We start from the raw sequence: 14,706 nt of genomic DNA on the forward strand, positions 1-14,706 counted from the left end.
GCAGACGCGCGAGCAGCACATCCGCCGCGAGAAGGCGACGTCGAACATCTGCACGTCGCAGGCGCTCAACGCGCTCGGCGGCGTCGTCTACCTCTCGTGGCTCGGCCGCAAGGGGATCGTCGAGCTCGGCGAGCTCCTCCTGCGGCGCACGCACTACGCCCGCGAGACGCTCAAGGCGCTCGACGGCGTCTCGACGCTCCACGACCAGCCGGTCGTCCGCGAGTTCGCGCTCGACCTCGACGTCGACGGCCTCGAGGCGGTCGAGCGGGTCGTCGAGCGCTGCTGCGCCGCCGGCGTCAACCCCGGCTACCCGCTCGGGCACGACGAGGGCGGTCACCCGACCGGCCTGCTCGTCGCGATCACCGAGCAGCGGTCGAAGGCGCACATCGACCGGCTCGCCGAGGTCCTCGGGGAGGCGGTCGCCGCGGAGCGCTCCGGCGCGACGAAGGAGGTGGTCGCATGAGCACGGCCGCTCCCACCCTCGGCGGCGCGACGCCGATGCAGCGCGACCGCGCGACGACGATCTTCGAGAAGGGCGCGCCCGGCCGCCGGGCGTTCACCTGCCCGGAGACCGACGTCCCCGAGGTCGCCATCGACGATCTGCTCCCGACGCATCTCCAGCGCAAGGAGGCGCCGCGCCTGCCGGAGGTCTCCGAGCCGGAGATCGTCCGCCACTACGTGCGGCTCTCCCGTCGCAACTTCGACCTCGACTCGGGCTTCTACCCGCTCGGGTCGTGCACGATGAAGCACAACCCGCGGCTCCACGAGCGGGTCGCGGGGCTCGCCGGGCACGCGCGCCTGCACCCGCTGCAGTCACCGCAGCGCTCCCAGGGGGCGCTCGAGCTCATGTACGAGCTCGAGCGGGCCCTCGGCGAGGTCGCGGGTCTTCCTCACGTCTGCCTCCAGCCGTCGGCGGGGTCGCACGGCGAGCTCGCCGGTCTCCTCGTCACGCGGGCCTACCACGAGGACCGCGGCGAGCAGCGGACGAAGGTCCTCACGCCCGACACCGCGCACGGGACGAACCCGGCGACGGTGACGATGGCCGGCTACGAGGTCGTGAAGGTCGGGACGAACGAGGACGGCGGCGTCGACCTCGACGACCTCCGCGCGAAGGCCGACGCGGACGTCGCGTGCCTCATGCTCACGAACCCCAACACGCTCGGGGTCTTCGATCCGAACATCGAGGAGATCGCGAAGGTCGTCCACGAGGTCGGCGCGACGCTCTACTACGACGGGGCGAACCTCAACGCCGTCATGGGCATCTCGCGCCCGGGCGACATGGGCTTCGACATCGTCCACTACAACCTCCACAAGTCGTTCACGCAGCCCCACGGCGGCGGCGGCCCCGGCTCGGGCCCGATCGCGGTGAGCGACCGGATCGCGCCGTACGTCCCCACGCCGGTCATCGTGCGCGAGGACACGGAGGACGGCCCGGTCTTCGACCTCGTCAGCGACCCGAAGACGGGGCCGGGGTCGAAGTCGATCGGCCGGCTGCGTGGCTTCCAGGGCAACTACGGCTGCTTCGTGCGGTCCTACGCGTACATCAAGTCGCTCGGCGGGCCGGGCCTCAAGGAGGCGTCGCAGGCCGCGGTCCTCAACGCGAACTACCTGCTTGCGCGGCTCAAGGAGAAGGACGTCGCGCAGTACCTGCCGCTCGCCTTCGGTGAGCTCTGCATGCACGAGTTCGTCCTCTCGGGCGGCCCGATGAAGAAGGAGCTCGGGCTGAAGACGCTCGACCTCGCCAAGCGCCTCCTCGACCACGGGTTCCACCCGCCGACGGTGTACTTCCCGCTCCTCGTCGACGAGTCGCTCATGATCGAGCCGACGGAGACGGAGTCGAAGGAGACGCTCGACGCGTTCGCCGACGCGATCGCGGAGATCCTCCGCGAGGGCGCCGAGGACCCACAGGTCGCCCAGAACGCGCCGTACACGACGCCGGTCCGCCGCCTCGACGAGGCGGGCGCCGCGAAGTCGCCGGTCATCCGCCAGCCGCTGTAGGCGACGGCCGCGCCCGCAGCCGAGGATCCTTCCCGCCCAGCGAGAAGGATCCTCGGCAGGCGGGTAGCCTCCGCCGGCCATGCGCATCTTCTCGGGCATCCAGCCGACCGGCCGCAAGCACCTCGGCAACTACATCGGCGCGATCCAGCAGTACGTGTCGGGCCAGCAGCGTGCCGCCGACCACGGGGATGTCGCGATCTACTGCATCGTCGATCTCCACGCGACGACCGTCGCCTACGAGCCGCCCGAGCTGCGCGAGCGCCTCTACGACACGACGGCGATCCTGCTCGCGGCCGGGCTCGATCCGGAGCGGTGCATCCTCTTCCGCCAGGGCGACGTGCAGGAGCACGCCGAGCTCTGCTGGCTCCTCTGCTCGGTGACCGCGCACGGCGACCTCAACCGCATGCACCAGTTCAAGGAGAAGAGCGCCCAGCAGCGCGAGCTCGTCTCCGCCGGCCTCTTCCTCTACCCGGTCCTCCAGGCCGCAGACGTCCTCGCCTACCGCGCGGCCGAGGTGCCGGTGGGCGACGACCAGCGCCAGCACGTCGAGCTCATGCGCGACATCGCGATCCGCTTCAACGCCCGTTTCGCGAGCGAGGAGGAGCCGGTCCTCGTCGTCCCCGAGCACCGCATCCCCGAGGTCGGCGCGCGCATCATGGACCTGCAGGAGCCGACGCGGAAGATGTCGACGAGCGTCGGCAGCGAGGAGGGGAGGGTCTACGTGCTCGACGAGCCCGCCGCGATCACGAAGAAGTTCAAGCGCGCGGTCACCGACTCCGAGACCGACATCCGCTACGCGCCGCAGGAGAAGCCCGGCGTCTCGAACCTCGTCGAGCTGCTCGCCGTCGCGCGGGGGACGTCGATCGACGAGGCGGTCGCCTCGATGGCCGACGCCCGCGGCTACGGGGACCTCAAGGTCGCGACCGGCGAGGCGGTCGTCGAGCTCCTCACGCCGGTCCGCGAGCGCTACGCCGAGATCCGCCCGGACGAGGCGGCGCTCGAGGCGACCCTCGCGGCGGGCGCCGAGAAGGCGCGCGCGATCGCGTCCGGCACCCTCGCGGACGTCCGCGAGGCGATGGGCGTCGGGCCGGTCCGCGGCTGACACCGCGTCTGAGCAGGGACTTCCTGCGCGCCAGATCCCGCGTCCGCAGCGCCCGTTACCGTCTGGCCGGTGCCGATGACCGTCGCCGAGCTCGAGCTGGATCTCGACGTCTTCAGCGGGCCGTTCGACCTGCTGCTCACGCTCGTCCTCCGCGAGGAGGTCGACCTGCTCGAGGTCGAGCTCGCCGACGTCGTCCTCTCCTACCTCGACCACCTCGAGGCGAAGGGCGATCTCGACCTCGAGGTCGCGACCGAGTTCCTCGTCCTCATCGCCGCGCTCCTCGAGCTGAAGTCGCGGCTCATGCTGCCGCGCGACGAGGAGGAGCTCATCGACCTCGAGCCCGGCGAGGCGGCGGAGGAGCTCCTCGCGCGCATGCTGGAGGCCGTCCGCTACCGGCGGGCCGCCGACGAGCTGCGGCGCCGCCTCGATCACGAGCACCATCACCGCTACCGCACCGCGCCGCTGCCCCGATGGCTGCGCGAGCGCACCGAGGAGGCGGCCGACGCCTGCTACGACCCGCGGCGCCTCGGCAAGGCGATCGGGACGCTCCTCACGCCGCCGCCGACGGTCGATCTCAAGCACCTCACGATTCCCCGGGTGACGGTCGCCGAGCGCCTCACGCTCCTGCGCAACCTCCTGCGACGGGGCACCTGCTCGTTCGACGACGCCGTCAAGGGCGCGGACCGCGTCACCGTCGCGGTGACGCTCTGGGCGCTCCTCGAGCTCTACAAGCGCGGCGAGGCCGAGTGGCACCAGTCGGTGCCGTTCGGCGACATCGAGATCCACGCGCGGCAGGCCCCCTCCGGGGCGGGCGCGCCCGAGGCGGCGACCGCATGAGCGATGAGACGCCGCGCGAGGCGATCATCGTCCCCTTCGGCCAGCGTCCGGCCGCGCCCGAGCCCGAGCAGCCCCGCGAGGCCGAGCAGGCGGATCAGGCCGCCGAGCAGCCGGCGCAGCCCGAGCAGCCCGCCGAGCAGGCGGAGCAGGCCGGCGAGCAGGCGGAGACGCCCGCCGAGCCCCGGGCGGCCCAGGAGACGGGCGGCTCCGACGGCGCGGAGCCGGAGCCGGTCGACCCCGAGCGGGCCACGGAGATCGCCCGCAGCATCGAGGCCCTGCTCTTCCTCTCGACCGATCCCGTCGCGCCCGCCGCACTCGCGGACGCGTGCGAGTGCACCGGCCCCGAGCTCGACGCCGCCCTCGAGGCGCTGCGCGAGGCGTTCGCGCCCGGCCGGCGTGGCCTCGTCGTGCGCGACGTCGCCGGCGGGCTCACGCTCGCGACCGCCCAGGAGGCCGAGCCCGCCGCCCGTCGGCTCCTCGCGAAGCCGCGGACGCCACCGCTCACCCCGGCCCAGGCCGAGACGCTCGCGATCGTCTCCTACCTCCAGCCGGTCTCCCGCCCCGAGATCACCCGCATCCGCGGCGTGAGCGCGGATTCCGCGTCGCAGACGCTCCTCGAGCGAGGCCTCATCGAGGAGGCGGGCCGCTCGCCCTTCGGCGCGGTCCTCTACCGCACGACGCCGCTCTTCCTCAAGCTGTTCGGCCTGAAGAGCCTCGACGACCTGCCGCCCGTCACGGAGTGGGACCCGAGCCCCGAGGAGGCGGCCGACCTGCGGGAGCGGCTCCTCAAGGCGGGCGAGGCGCGAACCGGCGCGAACGCCGCCGTCCCGCAGCCCGGCGGCGACGACGCCGCCGCCGCCGAGGCCGAGGGCGACGCCGCGGAGCCGGCGGCCGACGGCGCGGCGAACGGCGACGCGCCGGACATCGCCTGAGGCGCGTCCGCAGCGGGCGGGGCGGCGTAGTGTCGGGCGGAAGGCCCGACTGGGAGGAGCCGACATGCCACGCCGTCCGCTCGTGAGCGCCCTCGCGCTCGCGACCACGACCCTCACCGCCGCTGCGCTCGCCGCGAGCCCCGCGGGGGCGACATCGACGCCGCGCACGACGGTGTCGTTGCCCGGCGAGAAGACCGAGCGTCTCGAGATCTGCGGCGCGACCCGCGACGCCGCGCGCGTCGCGCCCGGCGAGCGGGTCTCGGTACGGGCGACGCGGCGGGGCCGGACGTTCCGCGGCATGCTCGTCGTCCAGGCCTGCGAGGATGGCAGCTGGGGGGCCTCGCGCAAGCTCGGCCGCGGACGCGTCACGGTCGACGCCCCTGACGCCGCCGACCTCCGCGTCCGCGTCCTCGGCGCCCGGCCGCAGACGCTCGCCTACGTCCGCGCGGGCGTCGGGGAGATCGTCGACGCGCCGTTCGAGGTCTCGGTGCGCAACGTCAACCGCACCCCGTCGCCGTGTGCGCCCGGAGCCCCCGACGGCGCCACCTACCCGGTGCGCGGCCACATCACCGCGCCCCGGTCGGCGCTGCGGAACGGGGCGAGCGGAGCGCTCTACTACCACGGCCTCTCCTACGGGGAGTTCTTCTGGCGCTACCGGGCCGTCGCGGGCTACGACACCGCCACCGAGCTCGCCCGCGAGGGCCGGGTCTCCGTGACCGTCGACCGCCTCGGGTACGGCGCGAGCACCGGCCCCGACGGGAACGCCGTCTGCTACGGCTCACAGGCGGACATCGGCAAGCAGCTCGTCGATGCGCTGAAGGCGGGTGAGTACCGCCTCGACGGCGCCCGGCCGGTGCGCCTGGATCGCGTCGCGCTCGTCGGGCACTCCGCCGGTGCGTTCATCGGCGAGATCACCGCCTCCAGCTTCGACGGCATCGACGGGCTCGCCATGCTCTCCTACGGCGACGCCGGCGCCTCCGACAAGGCGGTCACGGCCTCCGGCGTCGCGAGCGTCGAGTGCCTCGCGGGCGGTGAGCCGCAGGACGAGGGCGGCCCCGGCGGCTACGCGTTCTTCGGCGCCACCGAGGAGGACTTCCGCCGCGCGCACCTCAATGCGCCGACCGACCCCGAGGTCGCCGACGACGTCGCCGCGCGCCGCTCCCGCGATCCCTGCGGCGATCTCCTCTCGATCCCGCCGGCGCTCGTCGTCAACCAGGTCGGCGCGCAGCTCGTCCGCGGGCCGGTCCTCGTCATGATCGGTGAGGACGACGCTCTCTTCCCGCCGCCCACGGCCGACCTGCAGGCCGGCCGGATGAGGCTCGCCGGCGCGGACGTGACACGGCGCACGGTCCCCGACACGGGGCACGCGATCACCCTCGGCCGCACCGCGCCGCGGGTGCGCGCCGAGCTGCTCGAGTGGCTCGTCGAGAACGGGTTCTGAGAGGCGGCGTCAGGCAGCAGCGGCGTCCGCGACGGCGGGCGGGCGCCGCTCGTGCCAGCGCTCGACCTCCTCGAGCTGACGCGCGAGCGCGAGGAGCCGGCCCTCGTCGCTCGCCTGCCCGAGGAGCATCGCGCCCACGGGCAGGCCGTCCGAGGTGAGCCCCGCCGGGACGCTGAGACCGGGCCAGCCGACGACGTTCCACGGCCACGCCATCGGGCACGCGGCGATCATCGCCTTGTCGGTCTGCCAGTTCGAGAGGCCGTGGAAGCGGTCGAAGGCGACGGGCGGCGTCGCCGTCGTGGGGGTGAGGACGACGTCGACCTTCCCGAACACCGCGCCGAGCTGACGGTGGAGCAGGGGCTCGGCGGCGCGGGCGGCCCGCAGCGCGGGCCCTTCGAGCAGCGCGCCCGTCCGCGCGTTCTCGCGGGTCCGCGGGTCGAGCGCGTCCTCGTCCGGCACCCGGCGCACCCACTCGCGCACGCCGGTGAGCGAGCGCGGGACGAACGCGAGGCCGACGAGGCCGAACCGCGGCGCGGCCTCGACGATCTCGTGGCCGAGCCCCGCGAGGACCTCGGCGATCCGCTCGACCGCGGCGCGGTTCTCCGGGTGCATCCGGGCGGGCGGGCCGCTGAACGGGATCGACCACGAGAGCCCGATGCGCAGCCGCCCGGGGTCACGACGCGCCGCCTCGGCGAACGGCACGTCGGGGGCGGGTGGGTGGTGCAGGTCCTCGGGGTGCTGGCCCGAGATGACGTCGAGGAGCAGCGCTGCGTCGTCGACCGTCCTCGTGAGCGGGCCGAAGCACGTGAGGCCCTTGAACGCCTCGCGGTCCGGGAACGTCGAGACGCGCCCGCGCTGCGGCTTGAGACCGACGAGCCCGGTCCAGGCCGCGGGGATGCGGACCGACCCCGCGCCGTCCGAGCCGACGGCGCCCGCGACGAGCCCGGCGGCGACGGCCGCCGCGGAGCCGGCGCTCGAGCCTCCGGGAGTGTGGTCGGGGCTCCACGGGTTGCGGGCGTACGCGCCCTCCGGGCTCGCGCCGAACGGCCACTGGCCGAGCTGCGAGGTCGCCGTCTTGCCGACGACGACGGCGCCGGCCGCGCGGAGGCGCCGGACGACCTCGGCGTCGCGCTCGCACGGCGCGAACGACCCCGCGCAGCCGAACGCCGTCGGCGTCCCGGCGAGGTCGGTGTCGTCCTTGATCGCGACCGGCACGCCGAGCAGGGCCGCGCGGTCCCCGGCAGCGAGCCGGGCGTCGGCGGCGTCCGCCTCGGCGAGCGCCTCCTCGTGCCGGACGAGCTGGAAGGCGGCGAGGCGCGGCTGGGCCTCGTCGATCCGCGCGAGCGCCGCCTCGACGAGGGCGCGCGAGGTCACCGTCCCGGCGGCGAGCGCGTCGGCCTGCGCGCGCAGGCCGGCGAACCCGTCGAGCGCGGTCACGCCCCCGCCTTCACCGCGAGCTGCCCGCACGCGGCGTCGATGTCCCGGCCGCGCGTGAGCCGCACGGTGGCGCCGATCCCGTGCTCCTCCAGCGCGGCGCGGAACGCCTCGATCGCCTCGCGCGAGGACCCGTCGTAGGAGCCGGTCGGGTTGTAGGGGATGAGGTTCACCTTGTAGCGGCGCGGGTCGAGGATCTCGGCGAGCCGGACGGCCTGCTCGTAGCGGTCGTTGACCCCGGCGAGCATGACGTACTCGACGAAGACCATCCGGCGCTTGCGCGCGTAGAAGCGGTCGCACGCGGCGAGCACCTCGTCGAGCGGGTAGCGCTCGTTGACCGGCATGATCTCGCTGCGGAGCGCCGGGTCGGCGGCGTGGAGCGAGAGCGCGAGCCGGATCGGCATGTCGGTCTCGGCGAGCCGGTCGATCCCGGGGACCCAGCCGACCGTCGAGATCGCGGTCCGGCGGTGCGCGACGCCCGCGTCGGGGAGCCGCCGGCACACCTCGAGGACGTTGTCGAGGTTCATCATCGGCTCGCCCATGCCCATGAAGATGACGTTGTCGACGTCCTCCATGCGGCGGAAGTACAAGAGCTGGTCGAGGATCTCGCCGGCCGCGAGGTTGCGCCCGAACTTCATCGTCCCGGTCGCGCAGAACGTGCACGTGAGCGGGCAGCCCGACTGCGAGGAGAGGCAGACGGACCGGCGGCCGTCGCGGTAGCGCATGAGGACCGCCTCGATCGCGCGGTCGTCGTGCGTGCGGAAGAGCGTCTTGACCGTCCCGTCGCTCGCCTCCGCCTGCCGGACGACCTCCAGCGACGAGAAGGGGACCCGCGCGGCGAGCTCGTCGCGGAGCCGCGCGGGGAGGTTCGTCATCTCGTCGTAGCCCCGCGCGCCGCGCGCCGTCCACTCCCACACCTGGCGGGCGCGGAAGCGCGGCTCTCCCAGATCGGAGAGCGTCGTGTCGAGGAGGGCGAGATCCACCGGAGAATCGTCGCACGTCGGCGCCGTCGCCCGGCCGAGAGGTGAGCCCGACCCACCCCGCCTGACGAAACTCACGAGGAGCGTGAGTTTCGTCAGGGTGGTCGTACGAGATCGGGGGACGTGCCGCTACCGTGGCCGCGATGCGCCTCCAGAAGCACCTCGCCCACGCGGGCGTCGCGTCCCGCCGCGAGGCGGAGCGCATCATCGCGGCCGGGCGGGTGGCGATCGACGGCGTCGTCGTCACCGACCCCGCGACCGACGTGACGGGGGAGGAGGCGATCACGGTCGACGGCCTCGCCGTGGGGGCGCCGCCCGAGCGCCGCGTCGTCTACGCCGTCCACAAGCCGGCCGGCGTCGTGTCGACGGCGAAAGACACGCACGGGCGCCCGACCGTCCTCGATCTCGTCGACGACGACCGGCGGCTCTACCCCGTCGGCCGGCTCGATCTCGACACGACCGGCCTGCTCCTCCTCACCGACGACGGAGCGCTCGCCGAGCGGCTCACGCACCCCCGCCACGAGGTGCCGAAGACCTACCGCGTCACCGTCGCCCGCCCGCCCGTGCGCGCCGCCGACCTGCGGCGCCTGCGCGAGGGCGTCGACCTCGAGGACGGGCGCACCCTGCCGGCGCAGGTCCGCGCGGTGTCGCCCGACGTCCTCGAGATGACGCTGCGCGAGGGACGCAACCGCCAGGTGCGGAGGATGTGCGAGGCGGTCGGGCACCCCGTCGTGGCGCTCCAGCGCATCGCCTTCGGCCCGCTGCGCCTCGGCGACCTCGCGCCCGGCAGCGCGCGCCGGCTCCCGGCCGCGGAGGTCGAGCGGCTCCGCGCGGCGGGGCGGGACGCGCCGCGCCGCGACGCCGATTGAGGTTGAATGCGCCGCCCATGCGCCTCTTCGCCCTCCGGGGGGCCAGCTCCGTCGACGAGAACACGCCCGAGTCGATCCTCCGGTCGACCGACGCGCTCATGCGCGAGATCATGGAGCGCAACGACCTGCGCCCGGACAGCGTCGTGAGCTGCATCTTCACCGCGACGAACGACCTCGACGCGACGTTCCCCGCGCAGGCGGCGCGCCAGCTCGGCTTCGAGCGCGTGCCGCTCCTCTGCGCCCGCGAGATCGACGTGCCGGGCTCGATGCCGATGGTCGTGCGCGTGCTCATCCACTACTACGCCGACGACGACCATGAGGCGCGCCACGTCTACCTCGGCGAGGCGAAGGCGCTGCGCACCGATCTCGATTCGGCGCAGTAGCCTGCCCGCCGTGGCCATCGAGTTCTCAGAGCGCGTCCGTCGCATCCCCGTCTACCCCGCGGCGAGCGGGTACCAGCTCCCCGAGGACGTCGCCCTCATGGCGTCCAACGAGTCGCCCGATCCGCCGCTCCCCGCCGTCCAGGAGGCCGTGACGAAGGTCCTCGGCGGCCTCAACCGCTACCCGGACCCCACGAACGCCGCGCTGCGCAAAGCGCTGAGCGACCGCACGGAGGTCCCGGCGAGCCGCATCGCGATCGGCAACGGGAGCTGCGACATCCTCCTCGCCGCCGGCGAGGCGCTCCTCGAGCCCGGCGCCGAGCTCGTCTACGCGTGGCCGGCCTTCAGCGTCTATCCGCACCTCGAGGCCGCCTCCGGCGCGCGCGGCATCCGCGTCCCGCTCACCGACGCCCACGAGCACGACCTCGACGCGATGGCGAAGGAGATCACCGCGGCGACGCGCCTCGTCATCGTCTGCAACCCGAACAACCCGACGAGCACGGCGGTGCCGCTCGCCGACGTCGAGTCGTTCCTCGAGAAGGTGCCGCGGCACGTCGCGGTGATCCTCGACGAGGCCTACTGCGAGTTCAACACGCTCGACGACCCCGACAGCTCGATCGACCTGCTGAAGCGCTTCGGCAACCTCGCCCTCCTGAGGACGTTCTCGAAGATCTACGGTCTCTGCGGGCTGCGCGTCGGCTACGCGCTCTGCGGCAGCGAGGACTTCGTCACGGCGGTGAACCAGGTCCGCCAGCCGTTCTTCTGCAACAGCGCGGCCCAGGCGGCGGCGATCGAGGCGCTCAAGCACCAGGACGAGGTCGCGCGGCGCGTGGAGCGGACGATCATCGCCCGCGTCGAGATGGAGACCGGCCTCGCCGAGCTCGGGATCACGCCGGCCGACTCCCAGGCGAACTTCTGCTGGTTCGACCTCCCCGACGGCTTCGAGGAGAAGAAGGTCGTGGAGGGCCTCGCGGCCCGCGGCGTCCTCGTCCGCGCCGGGACGGCCCTCGGCCGCGAGGGCGCGCTCCGCGTCACCTACGGGACGCCGCAGGAGAACGCGCGCTTCCTCCACGAGCTCGGCGTCATCATCGGCGACTGACCGATCCGCCCCTCGCCATGACGGTCCTCACGCCAGGCGTGAGCTTCGTCAGCGGGGTTTGGGGTTGTGGGGTGGCTGTGCCATGATGCCCGGCGGCGTGAGCGACCGGCTCGACACCATCCGTATCTCTTGCGACGGCCCGACGGCCGCCTCGCATCTCGCCGGTGATCGCTTCTTCGCCTATGCCTGGACCTGGCGATTTCGCTAGGCGCTCGGCCGGTCGCTGACCGTCCGCCCGGACCCCGCAGGGTCGAGCGCCAGCCCACCAGGGCCCGTGTCCGCAGCAAGAGACCACGACCAGGCAGAGAAGGACGACAGAGATGACGCAGCAGCAGAAGCGCTCCGGCGCCCGCCCCGACGGCGGACGATCGGTGATCGAGATCGCGGGACGGCGCATCGGCGGGGACCACTTCGCCCTCATCGCGGGGCCGTGCACCGTCGAGTCGAAGGCGCAGCTCGAGGAGGCGGCCGACGCGGTGCTCGCGGGCGGGGCGACGATGCTGCGCGGCGGCGCCTACAAGCCGCGCACGTCCCCCTACAGCTTCCACGGGCTCGGCCAAGAGGGCCTGCACCTCCTCGCCGAGGCGAAGGAGCGCACGGGCCTGCCGATCGTCACCGAGTGCATGGACGTCCGCGACATCGAGCGCGTCGCCGAGGTCGCCGACGTCATCCAGATCGGCGCGCGGAACATGCAGAACTACACGCTCCTCACCGAGGTCGGGCGGTCGGGCGTCCCGGCGATCGTGAAGCGCGGGCTCTCCTCGACGCTCGAGGAGCTCCTCATGGCGGCCGAGTACATCCTCAAGGAGGGCAACGAGCGCGTCGTCCTCTGCGAGCGCGGGATCCGGACCTTCGAGACCGCGTACCGCTTCACGCTCGACCTCATGGCGGTCCCGGTCCTCAGGGAGATGACCCACCTCCCGGTCATCGTCGACCCGTCCCACGCGGCCGGCCGGCGGGAGCTCGTCGAGCCGCTCTCCCTCGCCGCCGCGGCCGCCGGGGCCGACGGGCTCATCGTCGAGGTCCACCCGTGCCCGGAGGAGGCCGTCTGCGACGGCCCGCAGCAGCTGCGCACGAGCGACTTCCCCGCGTTCGCGGCGAAGGTCGAGCAGGCGGCGGCGATCGCCGGGCGCGTGCCGAGCGGCGTCCCGGTCGGCTGACCCCGACGTGCCCGCCCGGCGGCCCCACCGCATCTAGTCTCCCGGGCGTGCGCGTCGCGATCCTCGGCACCGGTCTCATCGGCGGCTCCATCGGGCTCGCGGCGCGGACGCGCGCCGGGGCCCGCGTCGCCGGGTACGACCCCGATGCCTCGGCGGCCGCCGAGGCGGTCGAGGTCGGCGCGCTCGACGAGGCGGCCGACGACCTCGCGGGCGCCGTCACGGGCGCCGACGTCGTCGTCGCCTGCGCGCCGGTCGGCGACATCTCCAGGGTCGTCGGCGACGCGCTCCGCGCCGCCGGGCCCGATGCGGTCGTCACCGACGTCGGGTCGGCGAAGGCGGGCGTCGTCGAGGCCGTCGCCGACCGCCGGTTCATCGGCGGCCACCCGCTCGCGGGGGCCGAGACCGCCGGCGTCCGTCACGCGCGCGCCGACCTGCTCGACGGCGCGACGTGGTACCTCACCCCGCGCCCCGACGCGCCCGGGGTGCTCTACGAGCGTCTCGCCCGGTTCGTCGCCTCGCTCGGGGCGCGCCCGCAGGCGATCGGCGCGGTCGAGCACGACCGGGCGATGGCGGTCGTCTCGCATCTCCCGCACGTCCTCGCGAACGTCCTCGCCACGCAGGCCCACGAGGTCCTCGCGGAGGCGGGCACCCCGCTCGCGATCGGCCCGAGCCTGCGTGACGCGACGCGGGTCGCGGGCGCGAACACGACGATGTGGACCGACATCTACCTCGCGAACCGCGATGCGCTCGGCTCGCAGGTCGACGACGCGATCGCGCGCCTGCGCGCCTTCCGGGCCCAGCTCGACGACGGCGACGCGCCGGGCATCGCCGCGTGGAACGATGCGGCCCGCGAGCATCGCGACGCGCTCCGCGATGCGGGGGCGGGCGGAGGTCCGCTCAGCCACCTCACCGTGGCGGTGACGGACCGCCCGGGGATCGTCGCGGAGATCGCTCTCGTCCTCGGCCGCGCAGGGATCAACATCCACGACATGACGCTCTCCCCGTCCCCCGACGATCGCACCGGCGAGGTGTCGCTCTGGATCGCCTCCGACCGCGCGGAGGAGGCCTCGCGCCTCCTCGCCGGGCTCGAGCTCCGCGGGGAGGAGGGCGCGTGAGCGCCGGCGAGCCCGGGCGCGTGCGCTTCGAGCCGGCGCGCCGGCTGCGCGGCGAGCTCACGCCGCCCGCGGACAAGTCGATCTCCCACCGCGCGGCGCTGCTCGGCGCGATGGCCTCCGAGCCGGTCGTCGTCCGCAACTACCTCGACGCCGCCGACACGAACTCGACGCTCGCGGCCGTCGCCCGCCTCGGGGCGCTCGTCGAGCGCCGGCCCGACGAGCTCGTCATCCGGGGCACCGGGCTGCGCGACGCCTCGGAGGTCGACGAGCCCATCGACGTCGGCAACGCGGGCACGCTCATGCGGCTCCTGCCCGGCTGGCTCGCCGCCCAGGAGGGCCGCTCCTACACGCTCGACGGCGACGAGTCGATCCGCCGGCGTCCGGTCGACCGGATCGCCGTGCCGCTCCGCGAGATGGGCGCGCGCATCGACGCCACCGACGGGCGCTTCCCGCCGTTCACGATCACGGGCGCGCGGCTCGAAGGCATCGACTACGAGCTGCCCGTCGCGAGCGCGCAGGTGAAGTCCTGCGTCCTCATCGCCGGTCTCGTCGCCGGCGGCGAGACCATCGTCCGCGAGCCCGTGCCGAGCCGCGACCACACCGAGCGGATGCTCGCGGCGGCCGGGGCGACGATCCGCCGCGACGGCAACGCGATCTCCGTGCGCAGCGCCGACGAGCTCGTGCTCGACGAGATCGCGGTCCCCGCGGACCCGTCGAGCGCCGCGTTCGCGATCGCCGCGGGTGTGCTCGTCCCGAAGTCGCACGTCATCGTCCGCGGCACCGGCACGAACTGGACGCGCACGGGCTTCGTGCGGATCGTCCAGCGGATGGGCGGGATCGTCCTCGGGAACCTCGAGGCGCCGCCGGCCGACGGGACGATCCCCGAGACGGAGCCGATCTGCGACCTCGACGTCGCGAGCGGCCCGCTCGTCGGGACCGTCGTCGAGGCCGACGAGGTGCCCCTCGCGATCGACGAGCTCCCTCTCGTCGCGCTCCTCGGCTGCTTCGCCGAGGGGGAGACGGTCGTCCGCGGCGCGCAGGAGCTGCGCGTGAAGGAGTCCGACCGCATCACGCTCGTCGTGGAGGGCCTGCGCGGCCTCGGCGCCGAGATCGAGGCGACGCCCGACGGCTTCGTCGTGACCGGGACCGGATCGCTGCGCGGCGGGACGATCCACGCCCACGGCGACCACCGTCTCGCGATGCTCGGCGCGGTCGCCGGGCTCGCGTCGCAGGAGGGCGTCGAGGTCGTCGGGATGGAGGCCGCCGCCGTGTCCTATCCCGGGTTCGCCGGGGACATGGCGAGCCTGCTCCCAGGGGCGTAGCACGCGTCCCGGGCTCGTCTCCTGGGAGAATGGGCCG

General features: G+C 74.1%; 12 protein-coding genes and 2 pseudogenes. 12 read left to right on the top strand and 2 right to left on the bottom strand.

Annotation, left to right across the window (positions count from 1 at the left end):
* The 6 genes and pseudogenes from ACME2J_RS13600 to ACME2J_RS13625 all read left to right on the top strand — a co-directional run.
* A pseudogene (locus ACME2J_RS13600) lies at positions 1-463 on the top strand (glycine dehydrogenase); the annotation flags it as partial.
* 35 nt (positions 464-498) lie between these two features.
* The gene (gene gcvPB / locus ACME2J_RS13605; protein WP_495545505.1) at positions 499-1,998 is read left to right on the top strand and encodes an aminomethyl-transferring glycine dehydrogenase subunit GcvPB; all 1,500 of its coding nucleotides are present in this window, start codon (positions 499-501) and stop codon (positions 1,996-1,998) included.
* A 79-nt stretch (positions 1,999-2,077) separates the two neighbouring features.
* Positions 2,078-3,100, top strand: coding sequence for a tryptophan--tRNA ligase (gene trpS, locus ACME2J_RS13610; RefSeq protein ID WP_495545467.1), 1,023 nt, complete (start codon positions 2,078-2,080; stop codon positions 3,098-3,100).
* A 75-nt stretch (positions 3,101-3,175) separates the two neighbouring features.
* On the top strand, positions 3,176-3,937 hold the full coding sequence (locus tag ACME2J_RS13615; protein ID WP_495545506.1) for a segregation and condensation protein A: 762 nt from the start codon (positions 3,176-3,178) through the stop codon (positions 3,935-3,937).
* On the top strand, positions 3,934-4,869 hold the full coding sequence (gene scpB / locus ACME2J_RS13620; RefSeq protein WP_495545468.1) for an SMC-Scp complex subunit ScpB: 936 nt from the start codon (positions 3,934-3,936) through the stop codon (positions 4,867-4,869). The genes ACME2J_RS13615 and scpB overlap by 4 nt, the downstream gene beginning before the upstream one ends.
* 64 nt (positions 4,870-4,933) lie before the next feature.
* Positions 4,934-6,310, top strand: coding sequence for an alpha/beta hydrolase family protein (locus tag ACME2J_RS13625; RefSeq protein WP_495545469.1), 1,377 nt, complete (start codon positions 4,934-4,936; stop codon positions 6,308-6,310).
* Between the two features lie 9 nt (positions 6,311-6,319).
* Here ACME2J_RS13625 and ACME2J_RS13630 read toward each other — a convergent pair whose 3' ends face one another.
* Together ACME2J_RS13630 and rlmN are read right to left on the bottom strand one after the other, a co-directional pair.
* Entirely contained in the window at positions 6,320-7,747 is a 1,428-nt protein-coding gene (locus tag ACME2J_RS13630) for an amidase (protein WP_495545470.1), read from the bottom strand.
* Positions 7,744-8,727, bottom strand: a complete 984-nt coding sequence (gene rlmN, locus ACME2J_RS13635; protein WP_495545471.1) for a dual-specificity RNA methyltransferase RlmN — start codon at positions 8,725-8,727, stop codon at positions 7,744-7,746. The genes ACME2J_RS13630 and rlmN overlap by 4 nt, the downstream gene beginning before the upstream one ends.
* A 140-nt stretch (positions 8,728-8,867) precedes the next feature.
* On the opposite strand from rlmN, the gene ACME2J_RS13640 reads away from it, so the two are divergent.
* The 6 genes and pseudogenes from ACME2J_RS13640 (at position 8,868) to aroA (ending at position 14,669) form a co-directional block, all read left to right on the top strand.
* Positions 8,868-9,593: a pseudouridine synthase gene (locus tag ACME2J_RS13640; RefSeq protein WP_495545472.1), complete on the top strand. Its 726-nt coding sequence runs from the start codon at positions 8,868-8,870 to the stop codon at positions 9,591-9,593.
* 17 nt (positions 9,594-9,610) lie between these two features.
* On the top strand, positions 9,611-9,976 hold the full coding sequence (gene aroH / locus ACME2J_RS13645) for a chorismate mutase (RefSeq protein WP_495545473.1): 366 nt from the start codon (positions 9,611-9,613) through the stop codon (positions 9,974-9,976).
* A gap of 10 nt (positions 9,977-9,986) precedes the next feature.
* The gene (hisC, locus tag ACME2J_RS13650) at positions 9,987-11,072 is read left to right on the top strand and encodes a histidinol-phosphate transaminase (protein ID WP_495545474.1); all 1,086 of its coding nucleotides are present in this window, start codon (positions 9,987-9,989) and stop codon (positions 11,070-11,072) included.
* 311 nt (positions 11,073-11,383) lie between these two features.
* Positions 11,384-12,232 (top strand): annotated as a pseudogene (gene aroF / locus ACME2J_RS13655) (3-deoxy-7-phosphoheptulonate synthase); the annotation flags it as partial.
* Positions 12,233-12,279: 47 nt separating this feature from the next.
* The gene (locus tag ACME2J_RS13660; protein WP_495545475.1) at positions 12,280-13,347 is read left to right on the top strand and encodes a prephenate dehydrogenase/arogenate dehydrogenase family protein; all 1,068 of its coding nucleotides are present in this window, start codon (positions 12,280-12,282) and stop codon (positions 13,345-13,347) included.
* Complete coding sequence (gene aroA, locus ACME2J_RS13665; RefSeq protein WP_495545476.1) at positions 13,344-14,669, top strand: 3-phosphoshikimate 1-carboxyvinyltransferase; 1,326 nt, start codon at positions 13,344-13,346, stop codon at positions 14,667-14,669. Before ACME2J_RS13660 ends, aroA begins: the two co-directional genes overlap by 4 nt.
* Positions 14,670-14,706: the final 37 nt, after the last annotated feature.

It is taken from the genome of Paraconexibacter sp., from assembly GCF_059438195.1.